Source organism: Streptomyces sp. NPDC060035, assembly GCF_042736635.1.
GTDB lineage: Bacteria > Actinomycetota > Actinomycetes > Streptomycetales > Streptomycetaceae > Streptomyces.
The window spans coordinates 31,561-58,095 of sequence record NZ_JBHWVO010000038.1; the positions used below are offsets into that span (position 1 = coordinate 31,561).

At 67.3% G+C, this 26,535-nt stretch carries 22 protein-coding genes; 6 read left to right on the plus strand and 16 right to left on the minus strand.

The window, feature by feature from the left end:
* Window positions 1-9: 9 nt before the first annotated feature.
* Both ACFWBQ_RS35060 and ACFWBQ_RS35065 read right to left on the minus strand, forming a co-directional pair.
* Complete coding sequence (locus ACFWBQ_RS35060) at window positions 10-1,950, minus strand: IucA/IucC family protein (protein ID WP_385506798.1); 1,941 nt, start codon at window positions 1,948-1,950, stop codon at window positions 10-12.
* A gap of 29 nt (window positions 1,951-1,979) precedes the next feature.
* On the minus strand, window positions 1,980-3,371 hold the full coding sequence (locus tag ACFWBQ_RS35065; RefSeq protein WP_385506801.1) for a diaminobutyrate--2-oxoglutarate transaminase family protein: 1,392 nt from the start codon (window positions 3,369-3,371) through the stop codon (window positions 1,980-1,982).
* A 339-nt stretch (window positions 3,372-3,710) separates the two neighbouring features.
* Here ACFWBQ_RS35065 and ACFWBQ_RS35070 point away from each other — a divergent pair, with 339 nt between their 5' ends.
* Together ACFWBQ_RS35070 and ACFWBQ_RS35075 are read left to right on the plus strand one after the other, a co-directional pair.
* Window positions 3,711-4,931: a trypsin-like serine peptidase gene (locus ACFWBQ_RS35070; protein WP_385506804.1), complete on the plus strand. Its 1,221-nt coding sequence runs from the start codon at window positions 3,711-3,713 to the stop codon at window positions 4,929-4,931.
* Between the two features lie 239 nt (window positions 4,932-5,170).
* Window positions 5,171-6,358 (plus strand): trypsin-like serine peptidase, encoded by a 1,188-nt coding sequence (locus tag ACFWBQ_RS35075; RefSeq protein WP_385506806.1) that lies wholly within the window; start codon window positions 5,171-5,173, stop codon window positions 6,356-6,358.
* A gap of 106 nt (window positions 6,359-6,464) precedes the next feature.
* Here the strand turns inward: ACFWBQ_RS35075 and hflX are convergent, their stop codons facing one another.
* From hflX to ACFWBQ_RS35100, 5 genes are all read right to left on the minus strand, one after another.
* Entirely contained in the window at window positions 6,465-7,985 is a 1,521-nt protein-coding gene (hflX, locus tag ACFWBQ_RS35080) for a GTPase HflX (RefSeq protein ID WP_385506809.1), read from the minus strand.
* A gap of 133 nt (window positions 7,986-8,118) precedes the next feature.
* On the minus strand, window positions 8,119-9,600 hold the full coding sequence (locus ACFWBQ_RS35085; protein WP_385506812.1) for a M1 family metallopeptidase: 1,482 nt from the start codon (window positions 9,598-9,600) through the stop codon (window positions 8,119-8,121).
* A 178-nt stretch (window positions 9,601-9,778) separates the two neighbouring features.
* Window positions 9,779-11,926: a RelA/SpoT family protein gene (locus ACFWBQ_RS35090; protein WP_385506815.1), complete on the minus strand. Its 2,148-nt coding sequence runs from the start codon at window positions 11,924-11,926 to the stop codon at window positions 9,779-9,781.
* Between the two features lie 140 nt (window positions 11,927-12,066).
* Window positions 12,067-12,939 (minus strand): diaminopimelate epimerase, encoded by an 873-nt coding sequence (dapF, locus tag ACFWBQ_RS35095; protein ID WP_385506819.1) that lies wholly within the window; start codon window positions 12,937-12,939, stop codon window positions 12,067-12,069.
* Between the two features lie 106 nt (window positions 12,940-13,045).
* Entirely contained in the window at window positions 13,046-13,483 is a 438-nt protein-coding gene (locus ACFWBQ_RS35100; RefSeq protein WP_385506855.1) for a hypothetical protein, read from the minus strand.
* Window positions 13,484-13,759: 276 nt separating this feature from the next.
* On the opposite strand from ACFWBQ_RS35100, the gene ACFWBQ_RS35105 reads away from it, so the two are divergent.
* Window positions 13,760-14,929 carry a tyrosine-type recombinase/integrase gene (locus ACFWBQ_RS35105; protein WP_385506822.1) on the plus strand — a complete coding sequence of 390 codons (1,170 nt, stop codon included), beginning with the start codon at window positions 13,760-13,762 and terminating at the stop codon, window positions 14,927-14,929.
* Window positions 14,930-15,167: 238 nt separating this feature from the next.
* Here ACFWBQ_RS35105 and ACFWBQ_RS35110 read toward each other — a convergent pair whose 3' ends face one another.
* The gene (locus tag ACFWBQ_RS35110; RefSeq protein WP_385506825.1) at window positions 15,168-17,351 is read right to left on the minus strand and encodes a hypothetical protein; all 2,184 of its coding nucleotides are present in this window, start codon (window positions 17,349-17,351) and stop codon (window positions 15,168-15,170) included.
* A 282-nt stretch (window positions 17,352-17,633) separates the two neighbouring features.
* Between ACFWBQ_RS35110 and ACFWBQ_RS35115 the strand changes: the two genes are divergently transcribed.
* On the plus strand, window positions 17,634-18,080 hold the full coding sequence (locus ACFWBQ_RS35115) for a hypothetical protein (protein ID WP_385506828.1): 447 nt from the start codon (window positions 17,634-17,636) through the stop codon (window positions 18,078-18,080).
* On the plus strand, window positions 18,070-18,480 hold the full coding sequence (locus ACFWBQ_RS35120; RefSeq protein WP_385506830.1) for a DUF6262 family protein: 411 nt from the start codon (window positions 18,070-18,072) through the stop codon (window positions 18,478-18,480). Before ACFWBQ_RS35115 ends, ACFWBQ_RS35120 begins: the two co-directional genes overlap by 11 nt.
* Here the strand turns inward: ACFWBQ_RS35120 and ACFWBQ_RS35125 are convergent.
* The 8 genes from ACFWBQ_RS35125 to ACFWBQ_RS35160 all read right to left on the minus strand — a co-directional run bounded on the left by ACFWBQ_RS35125 (window position 18,477) and on the right by ACFWBQ_RS35160 (window position 25,140).
* A complete protein-coding gene (locus ACFWBQ_RS35125) occupies window positions 18,477-18,893 on the minus strand; it encodes a hypothetical protein (protein WP_385506831.1) in 417 nt (138 codons plus the stop codon). The two genes, ACFWBQ_RS35120 and ACFWBQ_RS35125, sit on opposite strands and share 4 nt — an antisense overlap.
* Window positions 18,894-19,300: 407 nt before the next feature.
* Complete coding sequence (locus tag ACFWBQ_RS35130) at window positions 19,301-19,765, minus strand: hypothetical protein (protein ID WP_385506834.1); 465 nt, start codon at window positions 19,763-19,765, stop codon at window positions 19,301-19,303.
* Complete coding sequence (locus ACFWBQ_RS35135; RefSeq protein ID WP_385506837.1) at window positions 19,752-20,459, minus strand: hypothetical protein; 708 nt, start codon at window positions 20,457-20,459, stop codon at window positions 19,752-19,754. Before ACFWBQ_RS35135 ends, ACFWBQ_RS35130 begins: the two co-directional genes overlap by 14 nt.
* Window positions 20,456-21,370 (minus strand): hypothetical protein, encoded by a 915-nt coding sequence (locus ACFWBQ_RS35140; RefSeq protein WP_385506840.1) that lies wholly within the window; start codon window positions 21,368-21,370, stop codon window positions 20,456-20,458. The genes ACFWBQ_RS35135 and ACFWBQ_RS35140 overlap by 4 nt, the downstream gene beginning before the upstream one ends.
* Complete coding sequence (locus ACFWBQ_RS35145; RefSeq protein WP_385506843.1) at window positions 21,367-21,696, minus strand: helix-turn-helix domain-containing protein; 330 nt, start codon at window positions 21,694-21,696, stop codon at window positions 21,367-21,369. The genes ACFWBQ_RS35140 and ACFWBQ_RS35145 overlap by 4 nt, the downstream gene beginning before the upstream one ends.
* Window positions 21,693-22,775 (minus strand): tyrosine-type recombinase/integrase, encoded by a 1,083-nt coding sequence (locus ACFWBQ_RS35150; RefSeq protein ID WP_385506844.1) that lies wholly within the window; start codon window positions 22,773-22,775, stop codon window positions 21,693-21,695. Before ACFWBQ_RS35150 ends, ACFWBQ_RS35145 begins: the two co-directional genes overlap by 4 nt.
* A 250-nt stretch (window positions 22,776-23,025) precedes the next feature.
* Complete coding sequence (locus tag ACFWBQ_RS35155; protein WP_385506846.1) at window positions 23,026-23,925, minus strand: hypothetical protein; 900 nt, start codon at window positions 23,923-23,925, stop codon at window positions 23,026-23,028.
* Window positions 23,926-24,027: 102 nt separating this feature from the next.
* Window positions 24,028-25,140, minus strand: a complete 1,113-nt coding sequence (locus ACFWBQ_RS35160) for a S1 family peptidase (RefSeq protein WP_385506848.1) — start codon at window positions 25,138-25,140, stop codon at window positions 24,028-24,030.
* Window positions 25,141-25,809: 669 nt separating this feature from the next.
* On the opposite strand from ACFWBQ_RS35160, the gene ACFWBQ_RS35165 reads away from it, so the two are divergent.
* Window positions 25,810-26,268: a hypothetical protein gene (locus tag ACFWBQ_RS35165; RefSeq protein WP_385506850.1), complete on the plus strand. Its 459-nt coding sequence runs from the start codon at window positions 25,810-25,812 to the stop codon at window positions 26,266-26,268.
* Window positions 26,269-26,535: the final 267 nt, after the last annotated feature.

Consider the following 26,535-nt stretch of genomic DNA (forward strand, 5'->3'; position numbering starts at 1 on the left):
TCAGGCCTGTCAGGCGCGGAGGGGGTTGGCGATGGTGACATAGACGGACTGGGTATCGACGGGGCCGACGAGTTCGTCGAGACCGTGCAGCCGGGTCAGCAGGTTCGCCTTGCAGCGGAGTTGCGATGTTCCGAGCAGGTACGCGGGCAGGGGCGAGCCCAGCGGCACGGCCGCCTCCAGGAACCGGCGGAAGGCGGCGAGGAGCAGTGGTTCCTCGGCGAGCCGCTGGGAGCCGAAGGCTCCGATGAGTCCGAACACGTTGTTGATGCCGAGGTAGTAGGCGAGTCGCTCGTCGGTGACCGCATCGGAAACGAAGGTGTCGCTGACGGCGCCGATGCCGGGGAGCCTGTGCTCGAGTGCGGCGCGGTGGGACTCACGGAAGTAGTAGCCCTGGTTGTCGCGGTACCTGCCGCCTACTGGCCAGCCGTCCGGGTCGAGGAGTACGAGCGTGTTCTGCTGGTGGGCTTCCAGAGCAACACCGGCGGTGGCATCGAACCAGAGAACGGGGAGGACGACGCGGTCGAGATAGCGCAGGAACCACTCGGCACAGACAGCTCCGGGCGTCCTGCCTGTACGGGCGACGAGGCGGGACACGATCTCCGCGAGTCGCGAGTGCATCCCCGCACGGCCGGGCCAGGGGCGCGGTGCGGTGAGTCCGGCGATGCAGACAGCGTCGTCGGCCGGTCCGAACGGATTGTGGCGCAGCATGACATCCAGGCCGGGGACGGGACTGCCGTCCGTGGCGTCGACGGCGAGCCAGGCGGGGTCCCTGACGATGTCGAAGCCCGGATGGGCCTCTTGCCACTGACTCCCCAGTCCGGTGCTGAGCAACCGGTGGACCTCTGCTCCGCGGTGGAGTTCCTTGCGGAGATTCTCACGACGGGAGTTGGTGATGCGTACACCCAGGGAGAGCTTCAGCATGATCCCGGCACCGGGCCGGTGCACGGTGCGTACGGAGGAGGTCGGGTGCCACTCGTCTCCGTACGGGCCGAGGTCGTGCAGCAGTCCCTTGTCGCACAGCGCGGCAACTTCGGGGCGGCGCTTGAGCTCCGCGGCCTGCCAGGGATGGAGCGGGAGCGCCGCGGTCCCGGTGGGGAGGCGCAGCCCTTCGGCGTGGGGTGCCAGGAGTTCCTCGGCGGACACCGGACGCTCGCCTTGTGTCCAGGACGAACCGGTGGCCAGCACGGACCGGTCCACAGCCATCCAGTGAAGAGGGAAGGAGCCGCGCAACTCGGGTGAGTAGAGACGGATTTCGGATTCGGAGAGGCCTTCACGGCTCTTGGGGGTGGGATGTAGTGGGTGACCGAGGAGGAGAGACTGTTCCGCTGTGAGGAAGAGGTCGGCCTCGGTGAGAGCCGCGGGTGTGCGGCGCCGCTCTGCGATGAAGTCCGCGGTGCGCCTTACCGAATCGGCCACTCTGGCCACCAGGTCCACGCCGGCACTCCTGCGGGTCTCGCGTCCCATGAGTGCGGCCACGGTGACAGCGTCGGCGCCCGCGGCGCCGGGCGCATTCTCCAGCGTGGGCGCGCCGAAGCGGTGCCAACCCGTCGCGGACCAGTGGATGACGGGAACGAGGAGGGCAGTACCACTGGCGGGGAGCGGGATGCGCAGGGTACTGCCCGTCGGCCGGAGCAGGTCGTTCTCCCTCACCCAGCAGCGCAGCAGATTCTCTGTGCCGGCCGCGTCCGCGGCCTGGAGGGGGTCAGGGTGGCCGAGGGGGTCCGGATGGCCGGGCACATCGGGCTGGTCCGGCACGTCCGGGGCCTCGAGGAGGTCCTCCGCAAGCACGCCTGCGGGGCCTCCGGCCGGAGTGCACCGGGTTCCCTGGGGCCCGATCTTCTGTCGCGGCACGGTCGTCGATTCGACGGCGAGAGGGCCGTCCGGCAGGTCCTGTCCTCGCTGCTGGCTGGTGAGAGGGCCGTCGGCCTCGGGCGCAGGGGTGGTATTCACGGCGGTCTTCCTTGGTGAGGGATCCGGGATCAGCGCGTCGGCCCGGCAGCGGCCCGACGGTACGGCGAGCGCTCTGCGGCCCTCAGCGCGTCGGCGAGGCGGTCGACCACAGCCGTTGCCTGTTCGTCGGTGAGAGTGAGCGGAGGAAGCAGTCGGACCACGGCATCGTGGCGCCCGCCGAGTTCGACAATGAGGCCCCGGTGCAGGCATTCCTGCTGGACCGCGGCGGCGAGAGCCGGGTCCGGCGGCGGCGGCGAGCCGTTCTCCGCTGCAAGGGCGAGCGGCGCGGCTTCGGGATCGACGAGCTCGATCCCGATCATGAGTCCCCGGCCGCGGACGTCGCCGATGCTGGGATGGTCCGCGCCCAGCGACTGGAGGCGGGCGAGCATGCGCGCCCCGAGTGTCGCGGCACGCTCGGCGAGCCCGTTCTCCCGTACGTGGGCGAGGGTGGCGGCACCGGCGGCCATGGCGAGCTGGTTGCCCCGGAAGGTTCCGGCGTGGGCGCCCGGCTGCCAGACGTCGAGTTCGGAGCGGTAGACGATCACGGCGAGCGGCAGCGATCCGCCGATGGCCTTGGAAAGCACCATCACGTCGGGCACGATGCCGCTGTGCTCGACCGCCCAGAAGGTGCCGGTCCTGCCGACGCCGGTCTGTACCTCGTCCGCGATGAGCGGGATGGAGCGGGCCGTCGTGATCTCCCGCATCCGGCGCAGCCAGCCGTCGGGAGCCGGATTCACTCCCCCCTCGCCCTGGACGGGTTCCAGGATCATTCCGGCAGGAGCGGGCACGCCGCCCTTGGGATCGTCCAGGAGGCTCTCGGTCCAGCGCGCGGCGAGGTCCGCGCCCCGTTCCCCTCCGGCTCCGAAGGGGCAGCGGTAGTTCTGCGGGAAGGGCAGCCGGGTCACCGATACGTCCGGGGCCCCGCCCGATGCTGCCAGCGCTCCGGCCGTCATCCCGTGGTACGCACCGGTGAAGGCGAGGAGTTCGCTGCGACCGGTCGCGGCACGGACGAGTTTGAACGCCGCCTCGACGGCATCCGTTCCCGCCGGACCGCAGAACTGGATCCGCGCGTTGTCGGCGAACTGCCGGGGCAGGGTGGCGAACAGCTCGGTCGTGAAGGCGTCCTTGACCGGTGTGGCGAGATCGAGCACGTGCAGGGGCGCGCCGGAGTCGATGACCTTTCTGATGGCCTCGAGCACCACGGGGTGATTGTGTCCGAGAGCCAGGGTGCCCGCCCCGGACAGACAGTCGAGATAGCGCCGCCCGTCGGCACCTTCGATGGTCATACCCCTCGCCCGCACGGGCACGATCGGCAGAGATCGTGCGTACGTACGGGCCGCCGATTCACGCAGGGCCTGACGCCGCAGAATCCCCTCGTGCGCAGCGGGCGGTGCCACCGGAGCTGGTTCGGTCACGGCCACGGCTGTTGATCCTCCTGCTGTAACAGTTGCGTTGCACGTCAGTACGGTGGCCCGGTAACAGACGGCATCGATGAACGCTGTCCGGGTGTCCCCCGTACGTACCAACGACGCGGAACGCCGGGGATCACGGGTAAATCGGAAGATCCTTGCGGAGACGGAACCGTGGCCCTGCTGCGTGCCGTCCCCAACGGCACCGGCATAGTGGGGGCCGCACTCAGGACGGGCTGCCGCTCCGACGCCCACGATGTGCGCCGCCGTACCGCGAGGCAATGCCGCGTGCACCCAGCAGTCCGCAGTGCAGTACCGGAGTAAGTGACGAAGTCCCAGGGGGATCACCACATGCGACCCATCCGCCAGACCGATGCCGCACGCCGCGGGAGGAGCGCACGTCGCATCTCCCCCGTGTTCGCCGCAGCCGCCCTCGGCGTTGTTCTGACACTCACCACGGCCGCCTGCGGTCCGGACGAGGACGGGGCGAGCAGCAAGCCGAGCGCCACCGCCGACCAGTCGTCCGACGGCAAGGTCACCATCCCGGACGATCTGAGGGACCGGCTCAAGGAGCACGGGATCGACATAGACCAGTGGAGGGACGGCGAGTGGAAGAACTGGGACAAGGACAAGTGGCTGCGTGAGGCCAAGGATTACGTCAACCCGATCATCGAGGACCTCTGGAACCCCGACCGGATGCGGGATGCCGACAAGTCCCCGGAGAAGCCTGTCGACAACGACATCTCGGGTGACGAGGGCGTGACGGACCCGACTCCCGCTCCGGTCCGGGCCGCGGACGTGCAGACCCCGTACCACGACAACGCGCCCGAGTCCGGGAAGCTCCTCTTCGACGGGCCCGAGGGATCGATGGTCTGCTCGGCGACCGTGGTGCAGGACCCGGCCCACCCCGGCAAGTCCAACATGGTCTGGACCGCGGGGCACTGCGTGCACGCGGGCAAGAACGGTGGCTGGTACCGCAACATCGCCTTCGTCCCGTCGTACAACAACAACGGCCTGTCGGTGGCCGAGCTGCAGGACGCGTCCAAGGAGGAGATCGCTCCGTACGGCGTGTGGTGGGGCCAGTGGGCACAGACCTCCGAGCAGTGGATCGCCCAGGGCGCCTCGACGGGCGGGCAGGGCGCTCCGTACGACTTCGCGGTTCTGCAGGTCACGCCGGAGAAGGGCGCAACCGGCAAGTCCCTGGAGGAGACGGTCGGTTCGGCACTTCCGGTCGACTTCGACGCCCCGGCCGTCCCGCAGATCGACAGCATGACGGCGACCGGCTATCCGGCGGCCCCGCCGTTCGACGGCCAGAAGGCGCTTCAGTGCGCGGACAAGCCGGGCCGTCTCTCGGTGGTGGAGAACGATCCGACGATGTACCGCATCGGGTGCACGATGACCGGTGGCTCCTCCGGCGGTGGCTGGGTCGCGGCCGGCCAGGACGGTAAGCCGGCGCTGGTCTCGAACACCTCCATAGGCCCGGTCACCGCCGGTTGGCTTGCCGGACCGCGCCTCGGAGCGGAGGCGAAGGGCATCTACACAGCCGTCAGCAAGAAGTACGCAGGTCAGTAGGTCCGGTCCGGGCAGGGCCGCACCTTCTCGCACGAACAGCAACGCGTCGGGCCCCCGGTACGGACGGTTGTCGTACCGGGGGCCGTCGACGCCGGGTGGCGGTGCGGGCCCTGTGGCAGGCGCCAGGGACCCATCGCGTCATAAGGTGGGCTCTCCGCACCACGGATGGCCAGAGGGTGCACCGAATCACCCGCATGACGCGTTCATGGCAATTCGCACCACGCTCGGGGGATTTTTCCATGCGACCGATACGTCCGCTGCTGGCCGCCACCGGCCTCGTCGCGGCACTCGCACTCACCGCCACGGCCTGCGGCCCGGGCGAGGACAACGCCGCCGGCAAACCTGCCGCCGAAACCGCCGGATCCACCGGATCCACCGGGTCCACCGGGGGCTCGGGCAGTATGCCCGCAGATCTGGCCGACACCCTCAGGAAGCACGGTGTCGATCCGGAGAAGTGGAAGGACGGCGAATGGAAGAACTGGGACAAGGACACATGGCTGCGTGAAGCCAAGGACTTCGTCAACCCTGTCATCGAGGGGCTGTGGAAGCCCGACCGGATGAAGTCGGCCAAGGACCCGGCGAAGACCATGGCGGCCGGCGACCTCTCCGGCGACCAGGGCGTGAGCGACCCGGAGCCCTCCCCGGTCCGGGCCGAGCCCGAGAAGCTGCCGTACCACGAGCATGCAGCTCCGGTCGGCAAGGTCTTCTTCGATTCCCCCGAGGGCTCCATGGTGTGCTCGGGCACCGTGGTGAAGGACCCGGAGAACCCGGGCAGGTCCAACCTCGTCTGGACCGCAGGACATTGCGTCCATGCCGGTTCGAACGGCGGCTGGTACCGCAACATCGTCTTCGTCCCCGCCTACAACGACCAGGGCAAGTCCCCTGCCGCACTGGAGAACGCACAGCCGCAGGAGATCGCTCCGTACGGTGCGTACTGGGCGGACTGGGCCGCCTCCTCCGGCGAGTGGATCGCCGACGGTGGCCACACGGGCGGCGAGGGAGCCCCGTACGACTACGCGGTGCTGCATGTGAAGCCGGAGAAGGGCACCAAGTCGCTCGAGGAGACCGTGGGCAACGCCCTCGCCGTCGACTTCGACGCCCCTCAGATCCAGCAGATCAGCGGCATGGGCGCCTGGGGCTACCCGGCGGGTCCGCCGTACGACGGACAGCTCATGCACAAGTGTGTCGACCGCCCCGGCCGCCTCTCGGTCAGCCCCGGGACGCCGACGATGTACCGCATCGGCTGCTCCATGACCGGGGGTTCCTCCGGCGGCGGCTGGTTCGTGGCAGGCCCCGACGGCACATCCGTACTGGTCTCCAACACCTCCATCGGCCCGGTCACTTCGGGCTGGCTGGCAGGTCCTCGGCTCGGCGAGGGCGCGCGGAGCATCTTCTCCATGATGAGCGAGAAGTTCGCGGGCCGGTAAACGGGCGGGAAACCCCGCAGACACCACGGCCGAAGGCCCGGACCCTCTTCGTGAGGGTCCGGGCCTTCGGTCCGGGCGCTGCCCCGAGAAGCAGCGCAGTGCTACGTCAGCCGGTCACCGGTACGAACATCGCGAGGTCGGCTCCGAGCTCCTCGTGTACCCGCGCCTTGAGCAGCGTGCCCTCCGGCGTGTGCTCCTCGGAGATCACCTCACCCTCGGCATGCACCCGGGAGACGAGTCCACCCTGGGTGTAGGGCACGAGCGCCTCGATCTCGACGGACGGACGCGGCAGCTCGGCGTCGATGAGGGCGAGCAGCTCGTCGATGCCGGCACCGGTACGGGCCGACACGGCAATTGCGTGCTTCTCGGTGCGCAGCAGACGCTGGAGCACGAGCGGATCCGCCGCGTCCGCCTTGTTGATCACGACGACCTCGCGCACGTTGACCGCGCCGACCTCCCGGATCACCTCACGCACGGCGGCGAGCTGCTCCTCCGGCACCGGGTGGGAGCCGTCCACCACATGCAGGATCAGGTCGGACTCGCCGACCTCCTCCATGGTGGAGCGGAACGCCTCCACAAGGTGGTGCGGAAGGTGGCGCACGAAGCCGACGGTGTCGGCCAGGGTGTAGATCCGGCCGCTGGGTGTCTCCGCCCGGCGCACGGTCGGGTCAAGGGTGGCGAACAGTGAGTTCTCCACGAGGACACCCGCACCGGTGAGACGGTTGAGCAGCGAGGACTTCCCGGCATTGGTGTATCCGGCGATCGCGACCGACGGCACCTTGTTGCGCTTGCGCTCCTGGCGCTTGATCTCGCGGCCGGTCTTCATCTCCGCGATCTCCCGGCGCATCTTCGCCATCTTCTCGCGGATACGGCGCCGGTCCGTCTCGATCTTGGTCTCACCGGGACCACGGGTCGCCATGCCCCCGCCGCCGCTGGATCCGCCGCCACCCATCTGCCGGGAGAGCGACTGGCCCCAGCCGCGCAGTCGCGGCAGCATGTACTGCATCTGTGCGAGCGACACCTGCGCCTTGCCCTCTCGGGACTTGGCGTGCTGAGCGAAGATGTCGAGGATCAGGGCGGTCCTGTCGACCACCTTGACCTTCACGACGTCTTCCAGGTGGATCAGCTGGCCCGGGCTGAGCTCACCGTCACAGACGACGGTGTCGGCCCCGGATTCGAGAACGATGTCGCGCAGCTCCAGTGCCTTGCCCGAGCCGATGTAGGTCGCCGGGTCGGGCTTGTCACGCCGCTGGAACACCGCGTCGAGCACCTGGGCACCCGCCGTCTCCGCCAGCGCCGCAAGCTCGGCGAGTGAAATCTCCGCGTCGTGCACCGTCCCCGAGGTCCAGACACCGACCAGGACAACGCGCTCGAGGCGCAGCTGCCGGTACTCGACCTCGGTGACGTCCTCGAGCTCGGTGGAGAGCCCTGCCACGCGGCGCAGGGCCGCGCGCTCGGAGCGGTCGAGCTGATCGCCGTCCCGCTCTCCGTCGATTTCGTGGCTCCAGGCGACGTCCTCTTCCATCAGGGCGTCGGCCCGAAGGCTCTCGGTGAGGCTCTCGGAGGTGCTTTCCGTGGCGCTCTGCGCGTCCTGCGCGTCCTGGGGAAGGGAAGAAGAGGAGGTCATTGGATCCTTACGTCGATAGAAGTCCGATACGTCAGTCACAACGCGTGACCCTGCCGGAAGATTCCCACGGGTGGAATCCCCGGCCGGCCGCGGTGCCGACGACCTGAATAGTGGCATGTCCCCGCTGGACGCGTCACTCGGGTTTAGGTGCGGGTGCCGAGCCCTTCGTTGCCCGCGGCTTCGTGCTGCGCCAGTCCGGGTGCCCCGGCATCGGCGGAGTCTTCTCCCCGTACAGCCAGCCGTCGAAGAACGCGGTCAGATCCCGCCCCGCGACCTTCGATGCGAGTGTCGTGAAGTGCGCGGTGCTCGCCGACTCGTCCCGGTACGTGCGCACCCAGGTCCGCTCCAGCCGGTCGAAGGCGCCCGCACCGATCTCCTGGCGCAACGCGTACAGGACGAGCGCGCTGCCGTTGTACATCACCGGCCTGAACAGGCTGATCTTGTTCTCCGGGGACGGGACGTCGGGGTGCGCCGGCGGACCGCCGGCGGCTCGCCATGTGTCGGACCGCGTGTAGGCCTCACGCATCCGCTGCTCCAGTGGTTTCTGCGCATGCTCCTGCGCGTAGCGGGCCTCGTACCAGGTGGCGTGGCCTTCGTTGAGCCACAGATCGGACCATGCCTGGGGGGAAACACTGTTACCGAACCACTGATGGGCCAGCTCGTGCACCATGATCGAGTCGACGTACCACTCGGGGTACCCGGACCCGATGAACGGTGATCGCTCGAACAGCGAGAGCGTCTGGGTCTCCAGCTCGAAGCCGGTCTCCGCGTCTGCCACGAGCAGTCCGTACGTCTCGAATGGATAAGGGCCGACCTGCGCCTCCATCCAGGCCAGCTGCCCCGGGGTCTTCCGCAGCCAGGGCTCCAGCGTCTCGCGGTCCGCTGCCGGCACCACGTCCCGCACGGGCAGACCGTGGGGACCGTTCCGCCGCAGGACGGCGGAGCGGCCGATGGAGACCTGGACCAGTTCGGTGGCCATCGGGTGCTCCGTGCGGTAGGTCCAGGTCGCGGCGGCTCCGTGTCGTCGCTTTCCGCCGGACAGGCCGCCCGCCACGACCGTGAGGTCCTTTGGGGCGGTGACCCGGAAGGTGAAGTACGCCTTGTCGGCGGGATGGTCGTTGCCGGGGAAGACCCGGTGCGCTGCATCGGTCTGATTGGCCATGGCGAGACCATCGGCCGTCCGGACCCAACCGCCGTCGGCCGCGTTCCCGGACGGATCGCTCGTGTGTCGGACGGTGATGTTCACGGGCACGCCGGACGGGATCCGGGCGGGGGCGCGGACGATCAGGTCCTCGTCCTTGAGTGCGAACTCGGACTGCAGCCCGTTGACTTCCACGGCGCGGACCTCGCCACGTGCGAAATCGAGGTTGATCTGTTCCAGTGGCGCGGTGGTCCGCGCCCTGATCCTGGTGACGGCATCGAGCGGCTTGCTGTTGCTGCCGTGATAGGTGAGCGAGATGTCGTACGAGAGGACGTCGTACCCGGGGTTTCCGAGCTGGGGGAACAGGCGGTCGCCGATACCGAGCGGTACGGGCGTGGGCACGGTCGCTGCGACGAGGGTGGCCGACGCGGTGACCAGCAGAGCGGCCCGAAGTCGACGGGAGATGAGCGGCATGGACTACGGCTACCAGCGGGAACGTGCTGGACGGGGGTGCCGCGCGCCGCGCCACTCGAACGGGGTCGCGCAGATCCTCACGCCTGGATGCACGGACGGCCGACGTGGCCCGAGGAAAGGGTCGGCGGCAGCAGGTCGTGGCGGGGCGGGAGACGGCGAGGCCGTAGCGGGCGACCGGTCAGGCCGTGGCCGCGGGCTGCTGGGCCCGGCTCACGTCGTAGACACCCGGTACGTCGCGCATCGCCCGCATCAGGCCGGGCAGCCCTGCCGCGTCCGGGAGTTGCAGCGTGTAGGTGTGCCGGACCCGCTGTTCGCTGGGCGGCTCGACGGTCGCGGCGACGATGGCCGCGTCCGCGGTGGCGATGGCCTCGGTGAGGTCGGCGAGCAGCCGGGGGCGTCCGAAGGATTCGGCGACGAGGGTGACCCGGTAGTCGGCCGCGTCGCTCCATTCGCCCGTGTCGTTCCAGCGGGCCCCGACGGCTGCCCGGCCGACCGCCCGCATCTGGGCCACCGCCGGACACTCGCGCCGGTGCACGGTGACGGCTCCCCCGCGCACCGTGAATCCGACGATGTCGTCGGGAGGAACGGGGGTGCAGCAGCCGGCGAGGCGGACCGGGGCGCCCGGACCGTCGACGGACACGCTCGCGGCGCGGCCTCCTGCCTTGCCGCGGCCGTTCACCGAGTCGTCCGCGGGCTGGGCCTGTGGCCTCGGAGCAGTGGGCCGGTTTCCGTGAGATTCCTGCGCATCGTCGGGGTTGGCTTCGTGCCAGCCCGTGATCGCGATCCGTGCCGCGGGAGTACAGGCGTGGTCGAGCCACTCGGGAGAGGGGCCGGAGGAGGCGTCCTGGGCGAGCAGGAGCTGCACGGTGTCGCCGTCGTTCAGAACGGTGCTGAGCGTGGCCAGGCGGCCGTTGACGCGGGCCCCGATGCAGCCGTGTGCTTGCTCGCCGTACTGCGCGTACGCGGCGTCGACGCAGCTGGCGCCCGCGGGCAGCCCGAGCGTCCCGCCGTCGGTACGGAAGACCGTGATCTCCCGGTCCTGGGCGAGGTCGGCCCGCAGCGTGGTCCAGAACGTGTCGGGGTCGGTGGCGGATTCCTGCCAGTCCAGGAGCCGGGAGAGCCAGCCGGGCCTGGTCGGGTCGGCGCGCTCCCCGTCGGCGGGTTCGGCCTGCTGTGCGGCGGACGCGTTGTCATGGGTGTAGGGGTTGCCGAGCGCGACGACTCCGGCCTCCGCCACCTCGTGCATCTGGTGCGTACGGATGAGGACTTCGGCCACCGCACCCTCGGGGCCCACGACGGCAGTGTGCAGCGACTGGTAGAGGTTGAACTTGGGCGCTGCGATGAAGTCCTTGAACTCGGAGATCACCGGGGTGAAACAGGTGTGCAGTTCACCGAGGACGGCGTAACAGTCGGCGTCCTCCCCTACCAGCACCAGAAGCCGCCCGAAGTCGGTGCCGCGCAGCTCACCCCGTTTGATCCTGACCCGGTGCACGGAGACGAAGTGACGTGGTCTGATGAGGACTTCGGCGGTGATGTCGGCATCCCTCAGCGTGGACCTGACGCTTTCGGCGATCTCCACGAGCGGGTCCTTCGCGGCCTCCGACGCGGCGATCAGGGCCCGGGTGTGTTCGTACTCCGCGGGGTGGAGGATCGCGAAGACAAGGTCCTCCAGCTCGGTCTTGAGCGCCTGCACGCCGAGCCTTTCGGCGAGCGGAATGAGCACATCGCGGGTGACCTTGGCGATCCGGGCCTGCTTCTCGGGACGCATCACACCGAGGGTTCGCATGTTGTGCAGCCGGTCTGCCAGCTTGATCGACATGACCCGGACGTCGTTTCCGGTGGCGACGAGCATTTTGCGGAAGGTTTCGGGTTCGGCTGCCGCGCCGTAGTCGACCTTCTCCAGCTTGGTGACTCCGTCGACCAGATAGCAGACCTCGTCACCGAACTCCTCCCGCACCTGATCGAGGGTCACCTCGGTGTCCTCCACCGTGTCATGGAGGAGAGAGGCGGTCAGGGTCGTTGTCTCGGCACCGAGTTCGGCGAGGATCAGGGTCACTGCCAGCGGGTGCGTGATGTACGGCTCGCCGCTCTTGCGCATCTGACCGCGATGGGAGGACTCGGCAAGGATGTAGGCCCGACGGAGGTTATTGAGGTCTGCGTCCGGGTAGTGGGCACGGTGGGTCTCAGCGACATGCCCGATGGCGTCCGGCAGCCGGTCGCGGGAGGCCGGTCCGAGCAGGGCCACACGACCGAGCCTGCGCAGATCGATCCGCGGACGACTGCGCTTGCGAAGGGGAGCACCTGGATTGGCGGCCTCTGCGCTCATGGGGCACCTCCGGCAACGTCGACCGGCGGTGAGGAGATGCGGATGCGCCTCCGGGCCGGTGCTTGATGCTACCGACCCCACCACGCGGCGCAGTCCAGCTCTCGCCCAGCGTGAAACGGATCACCCATTCGAGCGAAGGTCTAGCCGATCATCGTTTCGAGCCAGGCCGGGTCGATCAAGCCTTCGGCGACGATAACGGTGGGCCCGGTCATGTCGATGCCGCCGTCCGGATACTCGGTGATCACCAGTGTGCCGCCGGGGAGATCCACCGTGTACGTGGCGGGGGTGCCGGTCTCCGCGGGGTCGACACCGTCCCTGCGAGCAGCGGCGACGGCGACGGCGCAGGCGCCTGTGCCACAGGAGCGGGTCTCCCCGGAACCGCGTTCGTGGACACGCATCGCGACATGGCGCGGCCCGCGGTCCACGACGAACTCGATGTTGACGCCGTCCGGGTAGACGGACGCAGGGCTGAACGGCGGTACCGAAAGCAGGTCCCCTGCGTGTGCCAGGTCGTCGACGAAGGCGATGGCGTGGGGATTGCCCATGTTCACGTTGCGGGCGGCCCAGCTGCGGCCGTCCACCGAGACCGTGACGTCGCCCTCGGGAAGCACGGCACGTCCCATGGAGACCGTGACGTCGCCGTTCTTGGCGATGTGCACCTCCTTGACGCCGCCCCGGGTCGCGACGGCCAGATCGCCTTCGGCGGCGAGTCCGGCGCGCTGCAGGTAGGCCGCGAAGACGCGCACTCCGTTGCCGCACATCTCGGCGATCGATCCGTCCGCGTTGCGGTAGTCCATGAACCACTCGGCCCGGTCCGCCATGCCTCGCGCCTCGGGGTGCGCCGCGGACCGTACGACGTGCAGCAGGCCGTCGCCGCCGATGCCTGCCCGGCGGTCACAGAGCCGGGCGACGACGGAGGCCGGAAGGCCGACGGCGTTGTCGGGGTCGGGAACGATCACGAAGTCGTTCTCTGTGCCGTGTCCCTTGAGGAAGGGGATCTGCGAAGTGCTCACGAAGCAACTGTACGAGGCCGCACCCCCAGGCCGCAGAGCCGGGGCGGCCGAGCCGAATCCGGCTGGGCGGCCGCTCGGCCTCCTCAGCCGGACCGGTGCCGCTGGGTCAGCGGAGCCGGGCCACGCGCCAGACGGCCAGTGCGACCAGTCCGGTGCACACGGCGACGTACAGGCCGATCACCCACCAGTCGGGGCGCTCGTTCGATCCTCTGGGCGGCAGTCCCGGCCACGTGTGGCCGACGCGGCGGGCCGCCATCATGCCCCAGCCCGCGGCGCAGCAGCTGATGAGCAGCCCCAGCATGGCCACGACAGCGCCACCGTCACCGAACTCGAAGGCGAGCGGGAAGGCGAACATCAGGGAGCCGACAGCGGCAAGCATGACGATCGGTGCGAGCTGCCAGATCCGCAGCCGGGGGGCGGGGCGCAGCTCGACCTCGACCTCGGGGGTCACGTCGTGCTCGTCCGGCCCGTCAGGGCTCAGCAGTCCTGCCTCGTGCTGCGTATCCGGTGCGTCTTGGTCTGTGTTGCGAGGGCCGGCCTCCATCGCCACGCGCCCTCCCAACTCGGACTCCACTGGTCGATCGATGCTCGATGATGGCACGGCCCCGGGCACCGAAATGACGCGCTGAGCGTCCCGATGCCATCACGTGATCAGGCTGTTATGGCCCCGCCGGACGGTTTACGCAGGTCAGACGCTTACTACTGGTCAGCAAGTCAGCAAAAGGTCAGCAATAACCCCAGGTCAGCGCCCGGTTACACGGTTACGACCGAACTCGGAGAAGAGGCCGTAACAATCACGTCGAACAAGCTTGCGCGGGGCATGGGCAGCTTCTTCAAGCCCTGCGAGTGCCGTCGGCCCTCCGGCTGCCCGCACCCCTACACCATCCGCTTCCGCAACACCCGCGGCAGGCAGTCCGAGGAGTCCGGCTTCCCCACCCAGGACGCGGCCATCGAACGCCTGACCGCGCTCTACACAGCCCGCAAAACCACGCCGAAGAGTGTCGCCGAACAGCAGGAGACACTCGGCGAGATGACCTTCGAGGAGTACGCGAAGGCATGGTTCGCCCGCAAGCGTGGTCTCACCGGCAGCACAAAGGCTGCGACCGAGTCCCGAATGCGCACCCATGCCTATCCGGAGATCGGCTCGCGGAAGATGCACACCTTCGACAGCTTCGTGGTGGAGCGCTTCATCACCGCCATGGAACGCAGCAACGTCGGCGCCGCGACCCAGGCGCAGGTCTTCCTGCGGGTGAAGGGCATCCTCAAGGACGCGCACCGACGCGGAATAGTAGGTCTCGACCCGCTGCTCGATGTCAGCCCGCCGGAGTACCGCCCGGGCCCGACCGTGATCCCCACCAAGGAACAGGTCGGTCTGCTGCGCGCGGCCCGCGACGACGACGCCTTCCGCCTCATCGTCGACCTCATGGCCGGCATGGGCTTGCGCAACGGCGAGGCCCTCGCCGTCAACGTGAACAACATGGTCGCCAAGGACGTCTACCGGGTGCACCAGCAGGTCCACGACCGGACCGTCACCCTGGAACCCCTCAAGCACAGGAAAACCGGCGAGTTCCGCGAGGTGCCCCTGCCCGCTTTCGTCCGAGAAAGCATCGAACACTACGCCGCCGCCCACGGAACCTTCGCAGGCGGCTACCTCCTCAAGACCATGCGCCCCAGCACCGGAAACGCGTTCCTCTCCCCCACCACCCTCCGAAGGTGGTGGACCAACCTCCAGCAGCAGAAGCCAAAACTCATCCCCCAGGGGATGACCATGTACAACTTCCGCCACTACTTCGCCTCCAACGCCCTCGGACAAGGCATCCCCATCACCGACGTTGCAGATTGGATGGGACACTCCGACATCAACATCACCTTCCGCACCTACCGCCACCTCCTCCCTGGATCCGTCTCCAAAGCCGCCACACTCCTCAACAACGGCCTCAACTTCGACGCCAGAAAGGTGCAAGCACCCGAGGGCGCCGCGGCGGCCTGACATCTCAGTCGATACGGCGCCCGTGCCAAATCTGCGACGGCTCCCGGGACCTCCACGGCGCAGCCGGCGCGGTACCCACCGTCCACTGCTCCAGGCGCGGCCGCACCTGGAGCCAGGCGCCGAGCTGGGGGTCACCCCAGGATGTGCGGTGGGCGCTCTGTACTTCGGTGCGCGGACGGCGCTGGCCGTGGGCCGTCATCTGAGGGCTGCCCGGGTGCTGACCAATTTGCGGGGCACGTCAAGACTGAGGAAGAAGGTCAGCTGGGCCGCGATAATGCAGTTCGACCCCGGTGTCGGCGTGGTGCCGCCGGGCCTTCAAGATGCCCTGACGCTCAGGGTTGAGGCGAATGGCTGCCCTTCCCAGCAGGTCGAAACCTGTTGACCAGATCTCGATCCCATCTGGCCCAGCATCGGTCACGCGGAGCCATACACCCGGCTCTGGCGCCGCCTTGCACCAGGTAACGTCCGTCACATCCTTGGTATGGCGGCTCCATTGACGATCGCTCTGGGTTCTGGTGCGGTTTGCGAAGGTTTCCCAGGCTGACCGTGATTCGGGGGTCGGCCAGTTTCGGTTGGACGCGAGTGTTGGGTCGAGGCTGCCGATCCACAGCCGCATTTGCGCCGCCGAGTCGAATGTGGCCCTAGTGCTCATGACTGCTGAAATAGCCGCGAGGCGCTGGTCGAATCCAGAGCGAATCAGGATTGAGGCTGCCCGGTTGAACGTTCCTGTCTCGATGGCGGTTACTGCCGCACCCGACAGATCTTCGGCAGTAGGGTTGCCTTGGGCGGCCTCGTACACACGGGCAGCCTCCACTCCCCACACCAGTCGGTAAATTAAGTCGGCCTCAATGAATTGCACCACAGCTATACGGTCGCCCGGAAGGTCCCCGACGGGAAAACCGGAAACCCAGCGCCTCAACACATCGCGCCAATTTTCTAGTGCCGTCTCGGGGGCGAAGGTCTCTATCGCGAATACAGAATTAGCGATTTCGATGAGAATGTCAGAGGCCGCATTATGGTCAGTTTCGAGCATGGCCGTTTCGGCCTGACTCGCTAGGGCAACTATACGTCCTGACACCTGAGCGAGTTCGGACCCAGCATCTGCCCCAAGCCCGGCAAGGAACCAACCGCGGCGCTGGGAGGGCGTGGACGTCCGCCATAGGTGCCTAGCCCGGCTGTATACCAGCTCGCGGATGGCAGCTGATTTGAACTCGCCGGAGCGGCGAAGCTGACGTTCCCAGAGCGACTCGCGCAGGGCTTCGGCCACGGTCTGCGTCACTGCATCAGAGTCGGAGTCCAGGCCGTTGTCGCCCACAATGCTCAGGAGACCGACATCGAGCAACCCTAGGTCAGACCGCCAACTGATGGCCGCGTCGTCACGCTGCGCTTCCGTCTCCAGCGACATGACGGGAAACGACCATTCCGGGCCACCAGTGAGGTATTGCAGGAAAGACTCAGCCGAACGCAACCCAACCGAATTATACATTCTGCGCAAGAGTGATATGCCGACCTCGATGAGCCCCGATTGCAGATCCTTGCCGCCATCGCCCTGCGTGAGTTCATGCCAGGCCCGCCGACGTGAAGAAGTGGGCTGAAAAACCGGGTAGAGGACAAGCCCTTCGGTGTCCACGAAGGCTCGGCCGGCGCGCCCGATCACGTTCGAGAACTCGGAACCTTTGAGTAAGTCCCCGCCACGTCGAATCCCGTGGAATAGCACGGCGGACGCAGACAGGTTAAGTCCCTGAGCCAGGGTTGGTGAGGCAACGGTGACCTTCAAGCTGCCTTGCAGCAAAAGTCGTTCAATCTCGCGCCGGAAAGGACCAGGCAGCGCACCGTGGTGAATGGCCACACCCAGCCGGAGGCACTGCAGAATGGGATGTTCGGGCCCGAACCACTCAGCACCCACGGCGAGGGCATCAGTCAGGTCGACGCCGTCTGGTAGCACGGAAGGAAGGAGTCCTCGGTCGTGAAGATCGACGATCGCTCGGGCGTACGGTTCAACAGAATTTCGCTGCGGGCAGAAGACAAGGACGGTCTGGCCATCTTCGACCAACCGCCACCCAGTGGCGATTACGAGTTCACGCTGATCTGCTGGGAATAGCTTCCTGCGGCGGCCACTCGGCTTCTTTCCCTCGAAATAGCGGGGGATGAAGGGTCGGTCAGGCCCGAGTGTGAAGGTCAGTCGAGCGTGGTCGTTGCGCCACTCGACAAGGCCGAAGCGCTGCTGCGTCGGTCGCCACGTCTCGCGGTGCAGGCCGTCCGGTTCGTCGTCGGTGATCCAGGCGACGAAGTCGTCGAGTTCGCTACCGGAGGGGAACACTGCAGACAGACAGAGGATGCGGCGCATGGAGGCATCGGGGCGACGCAGTAGCCTCTGGATCTGAGCTTCATAGCGGACCTCCCGCTCGGATGCTCCGATCATGTGCCCCTCGTCTAGAACGACGAGGCCGACATCGTCCCGACAGAGTCGCTCGCTACCGGATCCTGCACGGTGAGGACCAACTCGCCGTCCGCCCCCGCAAGAACCTCGGAGCGATCACCAGGCTTTACGTCAAAGGCATGGGCACCCAGAAGGACCGTCAAGGCTCTCCTGACGACAAGGCGTCAAGGAAGTTCAGAGACCTCACACCGACACTCGTCTCTTCGCAGCCTGACAGTAGGCGTTCTCCCGCCGCGATTGCGGTATGCCCACGGTGTTGCAGCCGTGGACATACCGCGTGTGCCGACCGAGTCAGCGTCAGGGCGCTGGTTCCCCAGCGGTGGCCGTGCCGGTGCGGCGTCCGGCGTCGAGTGGCTCGCCGAGAAGATCGGGCGCCGGCTCCACGCGGTGGCCGGCGGCTGGTGCGGACGGCACATCGCGCGTCCCTGCCCCAAGACCGCCGCCGACGGCTGCTACTTCTGCGAAGACTTCCAAACCGATCGGCAGTTCCTGCCGATCCACCGCGACACCCTCGCCCGCACACGCGAACTACAGATCAGAGCCACGGCAGCGGAGCGTCCTCGCGTTGCCGGCGTCAACGAGCGCCTGGCCACCGCCGTCGAGCATGTCATCGCAAGCATCACCGACCAGGAATACGACGAGTTGTCCCCGCCACCGGACGGCAGCGAAGCCGTCCGCCACGAGACTGAGAGGGCAGCCGATGCGGGCTGACAACTCGGCGCATCTGGCCGAAGCCGCTCAACAACGCCGCCTGGACTGCATTGAACGCGTCCAAGCAGTCCTGAACAGCCTGAAGCGCGATGGCGGCCCGGTCACCGTCGCCGGGATCGCCTCCCGGGCCGGGGTATCCCGCACTTTCCTCTACGACGACGCCCAGGCCCTGCTGCTGGCCAGGCTGCGCGACCTCGCGAGCAAGCAACCCGCCACGGGACGACCGGCCCTGCCAGACCACCAGCGGATTACCACTAAGTCACACGAGACGGTGGTGCGAGCGCTGCGGGACGCCAACCGGAAACTGAACGAGGAGAACGAACGGCTCCGCAACGAACTTGCCGTGGCCCTCGGTCAGCTCCGCGACCTTCGACGAGGCATCCCCGCCCCACGCGGTTAGTGACCGGTCTCGGGGTACGGCCCGACATCGGCGAAGCGGCGAATCCGGTCCTGTTCGGCGGTCTCGTCGGCGGCGTCGAAGTGCCGTACCTGGTTCCACCAGCGGTCATGGTCATAGCCCTCGCAGTGGTTGAACTCGTGGGCCGTACTGCCTAGCCGCTGCCACTCGCGCACGATCGCGGCCCGCTGCCACGTCTCCGGCCGCTCCACCGCGAGCAGCGTGTGCAGGAGCCCGGCCGAGTCGCAGACCAGGATGAGCAGAGACCGCATCGCGAAGGACGTCTCACCAGTCTCGCCGACCTCCTCGTACACCCGCCCCAACTGGACGTTGAGGAATGTCTCCAGGGCGTGAACGTCCTCGTGCCGGAGGTCTTCAGCGTAGGTGAGGGGGCGCTCGGACGGCGAGGTGGTCATGCGGGTGGGGCCTCCCATGCGTGCGGTGCCAGCCGGATCGGCTCCGGTGACACTGAGCAACTCTAGGAGAGGTGGCTGACACTGTCAGCCACACAAAGGACCAGCTCATCACGCCAGCCGAGCGCAAGAAATCCAGATAACGGCCTGCTCATCAGTCAGAAATTCCACCGGCATGCGGCGGACGGTAGCCACCCCCCGCCAGTGATCGAGGATCTTCCGGTGAACCCCCCACAGGGCCGATCGCCTGTGCTAGACGACCATGATCAAGGGCTTAGCGCCAACGGCTGTACCGATGGTCCCCAAGGCCGCGGAGCCCCGTGGGTTCAGGGAAACTGAAGGCTCTTCAGCGGGAACCCGCGGGTCGGGTGCTGTGCTCTGCGGGGATCGACCCCCGAGTTCGTGCCGACTCAGGGTGAGGCGTCCTGGCTCGTGGGCGTCGTCGCCTCGTGGAGATGCTCCTCAACCGGACCCAGATGCTGGTCACGGGCCAGGACGATCTCGTCCGCGAGGTTGAGGATGCGGATGGTCCCGTCGGAAAACGGGACGGTGATGCCGACGGCGAAGTCGTAGTTGCCGTGCTGGTAGCGGATCTCCCGGACGGAGAGGATCCGCTGGCCGACGAACCGGGTCATGGGGAAACCGGGCAGGTCGTCCTCGACCGTGGTGTGGCCGTATTCGTCCAGGTCGTAGGGGCCGTGAGGCTGGTCAATCTCAAGGGACAACCCGTCGCCCAGTGTGTGGAACCGGACGGGGCCGAGGCCGTCCATGTGCAGCCACATGTGCAGGAGGGAGGGCTCGGTCTCCTGGTAGTGGTGCCAGGATGTCGTCACCTTCAGAACGTGTCTGCCGACCAAGTCCTCAGCGTTGATCATCCGTCGATGCTGTCACGACGTTCCACGATTCGGCACTGGTTTCCAGGAGGCGCCGAGCCGAGTCGGCGTAGCGCATTGCGGTCTTCTCGTCGAGCCCGAAGACCTGGGCGAGGTGGAGCGGGTCGGGCCCGTGGGTGAGGGCCTCTTCGAGTTGCCGGTCGACGCGGAGACGCTCCAGCGTCGCGTCCTGCCCGCGCATCGCGGTGCTGATCCAGTGGTTGCTGGCGCGGTTGGTCTTCGTGGCGGTCTGGTTGTTGATCAGCAGGTGAAGGTTCGCTGTATTCGGCCACCGGCGTCGCCGGTGTTCCAGCCAGTCCAGCAGCAGTTTCATGGTGAGGTCGTCGAGTGGGCGTGCTCGTCCGGCGATCGTCAGCCGGCGGTTGCCGATGTCGAGGTCGTCGAACATGAGGGTGCCGATCTGGGCGACTCGGGCGGCGTGAACCGCGGCGAGGGCGAGAATCAGTCGCGCGGCCGGGGTGGTAGCTGCCGCGACGGAGCGGTCGATCTGGGCGGGCGCGAGTGGTTGGAGCACGCCGTATTCGTTCTGGCCGACCTTGATGCGGCTGGTGGGGTTGCGGAAGATCAGGCCGGTCCGCTTGGCCCAGGTGAACAGGGAACGCAGGGCGCCGAGCTGGTCTCGGCGGTGATGGCCGTGCAGGGTCTTGAGGTGGGTGAGGACGTCCTCGTGGGTCACCTCCCGCAGGTGGTCGTAGCGGTCCGACCAGCCCAGTAGTGCCGGACGGGCCCCGTTGAGGTCGAGCCAGACCGTGCTCTGCTGCCGCGGAAGGCTGCGGGGGCCCCATCGTGCAGAACCCGGGTCCAGTGCTCGGCCTCCGCCGCGATGCCGGGGGCGAGGCCCTCCAGGCGCTCGGCAAGCCAGCGTTCGAAGGAGGGCTCGCTGTCGTCCAGGAAGATCCCCATTTCCTCAAGGACCGTGGCGGTGTGTCCGAACCGCAGATCGAGGGCCCTGAGCGGGGTGAAGATCTCGCTGTGGCGGATGACGTCGCCCTCGACGTACTCGGTGAGCACGATGGCCAGGCCGCGGTTGACGGCGAAGCGGATGCCGCGTCCCCAGCCCCGTGCCTCGGCGAGTTGGTAGGCGAAGTATTTCGCCCAGGCCAGCCAGGGGCTGGCCAGATCGACGGCGGCCGGGTCGAGACGGCCGTAGTCACGCGGGACCTGCCCGAACAGCGGCAGTTGCCTCCAGCCGGGACTCGGCCGCCAGGCCGGCGCGGGTGGTGGCTTCCGGACGGCTCCCCGCCCTCCTCCGCGCCGTGCAACGACGGGTGCAGATCCTCTGCGGTAGTGCAGGCCCATGAAGAACAGTTGGTGGTGCCGGACGGCGTTGAGCCGGGCCCTCACGTCTGCCTCGGCGGGCGGCTGGCCGACGGTGGTCTTGGCGTGGAGCCGGGCCTGGCACCAGCACAGACGGCAGTAGCCCCACTTCAGCGGCTGGACGCGTCGGCAGCCGAGGCAGGTGGCCGTCTCGTGACTGCGGCCGAACATGTAGCAGGCAGGGCAGTGGCGTCCGCTGAAGTCACCCCAGGCCAGGCAGCTGTCGCAGGAGTCGATGGGCTTGCGGTAGCCCTTCGGATACCGGCTCATGCCGGAGGCAGCGACCGGCCATCGCGGCGCTTGGGCACCACCGCCGGGGCAGTGGTGCCGGAGCCGACCGCGACTCGATCGGTCTCCTTCCGGCCAGGTCGGGTGACCTTGCCCGGCTCCGGGATCAGCAGGTCGCCGATCTCGCAGCCGAGGACGACGCAGATGACATCCAGGTCCTCCAGCTTGAGCGAGACCGGCTGCCCGGACCACAGCCCGGACATCTTCCCGGCCGAGATCACCAGGCCGTGCTCCGCAAGGTTTCGCTGAAGCTCGGACGCCTTCCAGATGCCCTTGTTCGCGGCGGTCAGCCGCAGGTTCCACCTCATCGGACCAGTCCTTCCAGCCGCTTCGCGGCCCGTTCCATCCCGGCGACCCAGGCGTCCTCGACCCGGGTCTGCTGAACGTGGATATAGCGCATCGTCGTGGCAATCCAGGAGTGTCCCAAGACCTCCTGGATCGCGAGCAAGTCCAGCCCGTTCGCATAGAGTTGGGATGCGCAGAAGTGCCGAAGGACGTGCGGCGTCAGCTTCTCGCCCCACCCCGGCAGATGCGCTTTGGCCGCGTTCTTGAGGCCGTCACGCAGAGCGTCGTCGCCGGCCCCCCGGCGCGAAGAGCCGTCGGTGTTCTTGCGCTCGGAGGGAAACAGCGGGGCGCCGGGACGGGTGTGGTCGTCGTCGAACTGGCCCCAGACGTCCTCGATGAACCACCGAAGTGTCCGGTCGGCGCCGTTGATCAGCGGCACCATCCGCTCGCGCGGACCCGAGCCGCGGGCGCCCTTGCCGTGGCGGACGTGGAGCTTGGCGAAGCGGCCCAGGTCCCACTTGATGTCGTCCAGGTCGAGCCCGCATGCCTCGCTCACCCGCAGGCCGACCTGGGACAACAGCTTCGAGGCGGTGTAGTTCCTGGCGGTAGGGGCGAACTTGCGGCAGGTCGCCAGTTCACCGCCCCAGCCGGTGAACAGCGTCCCGACCTCCGGCTCGCTCGGCGGAATCCGCAGCTGGGCGTCCTTGGCCCCACGCGGCTTGTTCATCTCGTCGATCGGGCACTCGACGACCCGGCCCGTCATCCGATGGAGCTCGACCTTGTGCCGCAACTCCAGGAACATGAAGTACGTGGTCAGCGCCTGCGACCGGCCCAGCCGAGTCCCGCCAGGTGAACCCCGCAGCACCTTCCCGAAGTACGCGTCAGCGTCGGCCGACTCCATGTCCCACAGCGGTCGACCGAACCAGGTCCTGATCTGGTCCAGATGCCCGACGTCCCCGCGGATGGTGCCGTCCGCCAGCCCTGCCGAGGCCCGAGCGAGGACGAACCCGGACAGCACGTCGGTCTCGAACCGCTCCAGCTCCTCAACCGATGCCGGCGCCCAGTGCTCACGCAGGTCCCGTACGACTGCCAGTGCCGCCAACCCGAGGCTCCTCGCCTTCAGCCCGACTGCTGATCTGTCGGACGAAGTGAGAACGCTTCAAGAATCCCGAAGTTACGTCACCGGACCACAGAGCACTCGAAGGAGGAGGAACCCCCTGGCCACAAGGGAAAGGACTCAGCAGAGCTCAGGAGAACTCACGGGATGTCGCACAATAGGCCCTGCAGTGTCGTCGAGCCCGGTTCCACCGCTCCGTGGATGTAAAACCGGAGAGGGAACGGAAACGACAATCTCAACTCCCGCTCGGCGAAATCCCGTGTAGCCCCTTGTAGGGGACTGGCTGACCGGTGTGCGCGTCGAGCAGGATGCGGTCACCCACGGGGTGTTCCAGTTTCACCGTCACCTGCTGCAACTTTGCCTGTTTGGTGCAGTTGCCGCTGTCTTTCCGGTCTTTGACGGAGGCCCACAACACGACGCTGCCGCTTGTTTCCAGCACGTCCACCGCGGGGCCGTCGTCGCAGACGCCATGGAGGGCAACGACGGTCACCGAGCGGCCGTCTGCGGCAATCTGGATGACCCGGTTGAGTGGAAGGCCGGGGATGTCGCGGGCTGGCCGGATGGGCGGCTGAGGGGATTTCGACAAGATGGCAGCGGCCTGCTTGAGGGGGGTGGTATAGCCGTCCAGGGTGAAGAGCCAGGCCGGGACCGTTGCCGGTCCGCGGCTGGTGGCCACACGCATCCCACCCAGCTTCGCTCCGATCACCGTGAGGTGCGGTATTCCGTTCACACGGCTGCCAGCCAGGGTCTTGTATGACTCGTCCGGCCCCACCAGTGCACGGGTGAGCGGCTTACCCGCGGCCCACGTCACCTGGCCGTCCTTCGGCCAGGTGACGGGCAACTCACCGCGCAGGACAAAGCTCTGGTCCTCGTAGGCCTGCTTATCCGCCGGGCTACGCAGGCCGCCCCGCGGCAGCTGGACCGCCTCCCCCATGGGGTGGTAGCCAGCACGCCACGCGGCGGCTGCGGTTGAGCCGTCCCAAGCTTCGGCAACCTGCCGGGCACGGTCCGCGAGCACATCTGTGCCACCGACGGCCGCCTTCTGACTGCCACAACCGGAGACGGTCCCCAGGCCGACTCCGGCCAAGGCAACCCCAGCAAGCAGACTGACGGAGCGCGACACCCTGATGCGCATGTGACCTCCCGGACAAACGGAGCGGCTAGTTGTTCCGTCCCTGTGACGTGTCCGGGCCCGGACAGGTTTCACCGGCTGTGGCAGCTGGATGGGGCAGCGCGGTCAGTTCACGTGAAGCCCGCGCTCTTCCAGCACCACCTGCACCTTCGTGAAGAAGTTCCGGTAGGTGCCACTGGAGGTGGAGTTGCACACGGTCTCGTCAGTGCCGCCGGAGAGAAGACCCAGGGCCGTTGTTCCGTGGAGCGCGGGCCCTCCGCTGTCGCCGCTCAGAGCGCAGTTGTTCGTCTCCATCATGGAGTACAGCGTCTTGCCTTCCACATTGACGGTTATATTCGTCTTGGTGACGTTGCCCGTCGTGTCCTGGCTGTTGACCCCGGCCCTGATGACGGACTCCCCTTCCGCCGGGTAGCGGGAGTTAACGACCTCGCGGACGTCACTAGGGCCGAACCGGACAGACCCAAGTGGGTTGATGTCGGGGCCGTTTACCTTGATGGTGGCCCAGTCGCAGCCGCGAGTGACACCGTCACAGAAGCCACCGGTGCCGGTTCCGAAGCTGTACGCGCTCTGGTTGCCGATCTTGGCGCTGTTGTAGTCCATGTACCAGCCGTTGCCGCTACCCGGTACGCAGTGTCCGGCGGTGAGCGTGTAGATCGCCCCCGAGGAGGTCTTGGTGTTAAACCCGGCACTGCACAGCCAGCCATCGGAGATCATCCCATTGGCGCCGCGGAGGTCGGTAGCCTTGAACTTCAGCTTGTTGCCGATCCTGTTGATGCGTATGGCACCCGGGTGAACTGCCGCGACCTTCTCAATCCTGCCCTGGCCCGCGGGTATTACCTCGTCGAAGATTTCAACGCTCACCTGGTTGGTGTCGGCCTCGACACCCCACGTCGTATTGGGGATGTTCCCCAGCTGGTCAAGCTGGCGGTGAATGGACGCAAGCTCAGATGCACTGCGGGTCACCAGCTTCGCGGTCCCGCCCGCCTCCCGGACGGTCTGCGCGGCGGCCTGGTCGGTGACCGCGACGACGAGACGCCCATCCTTGTAGTACACGCCGCCGGTCCGATCGCCGCCGAGCTGCTGTGCCAGCGCTGCCGCCCGGGTGGGAGAAGTGAGCGGCTTTGGGGATTCGCCAGCAGATGCGGGCAGTGTGGCGGCGACGGTGACCAGGAGCGTGGCAGAGGCTATCTGCGCGAGTCTCTTGCGAGCATGTCTCATTGTGTGAACTCCAGGAGCTTCTCGGGACCAATGAATCGGTCGCGCGAACCGTGACTCCTGTGACAGCAGGTGCACAGTACACGCACAGCGACGCTAGGTAGGAGCGAGACGTCGGACTAGCGAGATGGCATATTCCCTTTCTGGGGTGGGCCAGTTATGGGTGGCTCACGGGCTGAGATGCCGCAACCTCGAACGCCATATCCAGCGACTCTTCAGCGCCAGACCCACACGGTGGTTCCGTACCGCCTGGGAGCAAGATTGGCCTGAACCTTTCTCACCAAAGGGCAGGTGACTTCGAAGAGCAGGCATAGCCACAGCCGGTCCCTCTCGCGGGTGAACCCTCAGACCGGCGTTGATCGCAGGCATCGCGTTACTTATTACGAACAGCGGTGGCACAGAGAACAACTGCCAGGATGACGCGATGCGCGGGAACAGCGACAACGTCCGTATCGAGAACCCGAAGTGAGACCCGCGAGGAGTGCGCGATGCGCCGTCCTCGTGATGCTTGCAACTCTCGTGGTGACCGGGTGCAGTGGCACGGAGATGAATTGCAGCGGCGACGCGATGTGCGCTGGGGATGAGAACGACCGGCGCACGGGGGTGACGGGCAGCCAAAAGACTCCGTCTAAGGAGCTCACAGCGTCGCCTGTCTCGACACCTTCACCGGAGATGGCGTTCACGCCGCTCTACAACGATCGAACCTTCACAGTGAATCTGCCGTACCCATCGGAGTGCAACAGCTCCGTTGACTTCGACGAGGGGCGGGCCTGGATGAGCGGTTCGGTCAATCCAGATGGATCCGATTTCGACCTTCGAGCCTGCTATATCGAATTCGGGCATTATGTGAGATCTCGGTCTGCTGGCGTCGCAGACATGCCCAAGCCAGGGCCGGATGAATGCCTCATCGCTGCCCGATCGGGAAGCCTTCAGACCATCGAAGATTGGGACGCTGTCTACGAGGCGAAGCCCATCAAGGCCGGGATGACGCTCTGCTTCGAGACGGAGGAGGGGACCGTCGCACGGGCAGAGGTCACCGAAGCGAAATGGAAGCGCTACTCCGATCCTTCCGATCCCTTCCACTTGCCCTCCTACACTTTCAAGACCACAGCCTGGGCGCCGGTTGACTAGTCGTGCTCATGACCCGCAGCGGAAGCGGAGCGCGTAGGTACAGGCCACCCAAGGTCACATGGCACGCGTTGCCGCCTCTCGTCTCGTCGGCGACTGCGGCGGCTCTGAGGTGGGAATGCAGGCTGGCGGCGGAGAGGTGGGGCGCCCGCTGGCTCGCCTTCCGCCGTCTCTTAGGGCGTGCAGATCATTAACTCGTTTTTTTGATCTTGGTTTGGGTGGGGTCTGGAGCGAGGAACGTCATGATGTCGGCTGGTGTGCGGAAGCGGG

Excerpts from the sequence above, each read along its gene's own strand:
- ACFWBQ_RS35070 (WP_385506804.1), top strand. The coding sequence starts at position 3,711 with ATGCGACCCATCCGCCAGACCGATGCCGCACGCCGCGGGAGGAGCGCA.
- ACFWBQ_RS35075 (WP_385506806.1), top strand. The coding sequence starts at position 5,171 with ATGCGACCGATACGTCCGCTGCTGGCCGCCACCGGCCTCGTCGCGGCA.
- hflX (WP_385506809.1), bottom strand. The coding sequence starts at position 7,985 with ATGACCTCCTCTTCTTCCCTTCCCCAGGACGCGCAGGACGCGCAGAGC.
- ACFWBQ_RS35085 (WP_385506812.1), bottom strand. The coding sequence starts at position 9,600 with ATGCCGCTCATCTCCCGTCGACTTCGGGCCGCTCTGCTGGTCACCGCG.
- ACFWBQ_RS35090 (WP_385506815.1), bottom strand. The coding sequence starts at position 11,926 with ATGAGCGCAGAGGCCGCCAATCCAGGTGCTCCCCTTCGCAAGCGCAGT.
- ACFWBQ_RS35100 (WP_385506855.1), bottom strand. The coding sequence starts at position 13,483 with ATGGAGGCCGGCCCTCGCAACACAGACCAAGACGCACCGGATACGCAG.
- ACFWBQ_RS35105 (WP_385506822.1), top strand. The coding sequence starts at position 13,760 with ATGGGCAGCTTCTTCAAGCCCTGCGAGTGCCGTCGGCCCTCCGGCTGC.
- ACFWBQ_RS35110 (WP_385506825.1), bottom strand. The coding sequence starts at position 17,351 with ATGATCGGAGCATCCGAGCGGGAGGTCCGCTATGAAGCTCAGATCCAG.
- ACFWBQ_RS35120 (WP_385506830.1), top strand. The coding sequence starts at position 18,070 with ATGCGGGCTGACAACTCGGCGCATCTGGCCGAAGCCGCTCAACAACGC.
- ACFWBQ_RS35125 (WP_385506831.1), bottom strand. The coding sequence starts at position 18,893 with ATGACCACCTCGCCGTCCGAGCGCCCCCTCACCTACGCTGAAGACCTC.
- ACFWBQ_RS35130 (WP_385506834.1), bottom strand. The coding sequence starts at position 19,765 with ATGATCAACGCTGAGGACTTGGTCGGCAGACACGTTCTGAAGGTGACG.
- ACFWBQ_RS35140 (WP_385506840.1), bottom strand. The coding sequence starts at position 21,370 with ATGAGCCGGTATCCGAAGGGCTACCGCAAGCCCATCGACTCCTGCGAC.
- ACFWBQ_RS35145 (WP_385506843.1), bottom strand. The coding sequence starts at position 21,696 with ATGAGGTGGAACCTGCGGCTGACCGCCGCGAACAAGGGCATCTGGAAG.
- ACFWBQ_RS35155 (WP_385506846.1), bottom strand. The coding sequence starts at position 23,925 with ATGCGCATCAGGGTGTCGCGCTCCGTCAGTCTGCTTGCTGGGGTTGCC.
- ACFWBQ_RS35160 (WP_385506848.1), bottom strand. The coding sequence starts at position 25,140 with ATGAGACATGCTCGCAAGAGACTCGCGCAGATAGCCTCTGCCACGCTC.
- ACFWBQ_RS35165 (WP_385506850.1), top strand. The coding sequence starts at position 25,810 with ATGGCGTTCACGCCGCTCTACAACGATCGAACCTTCACAGTGAATCTG.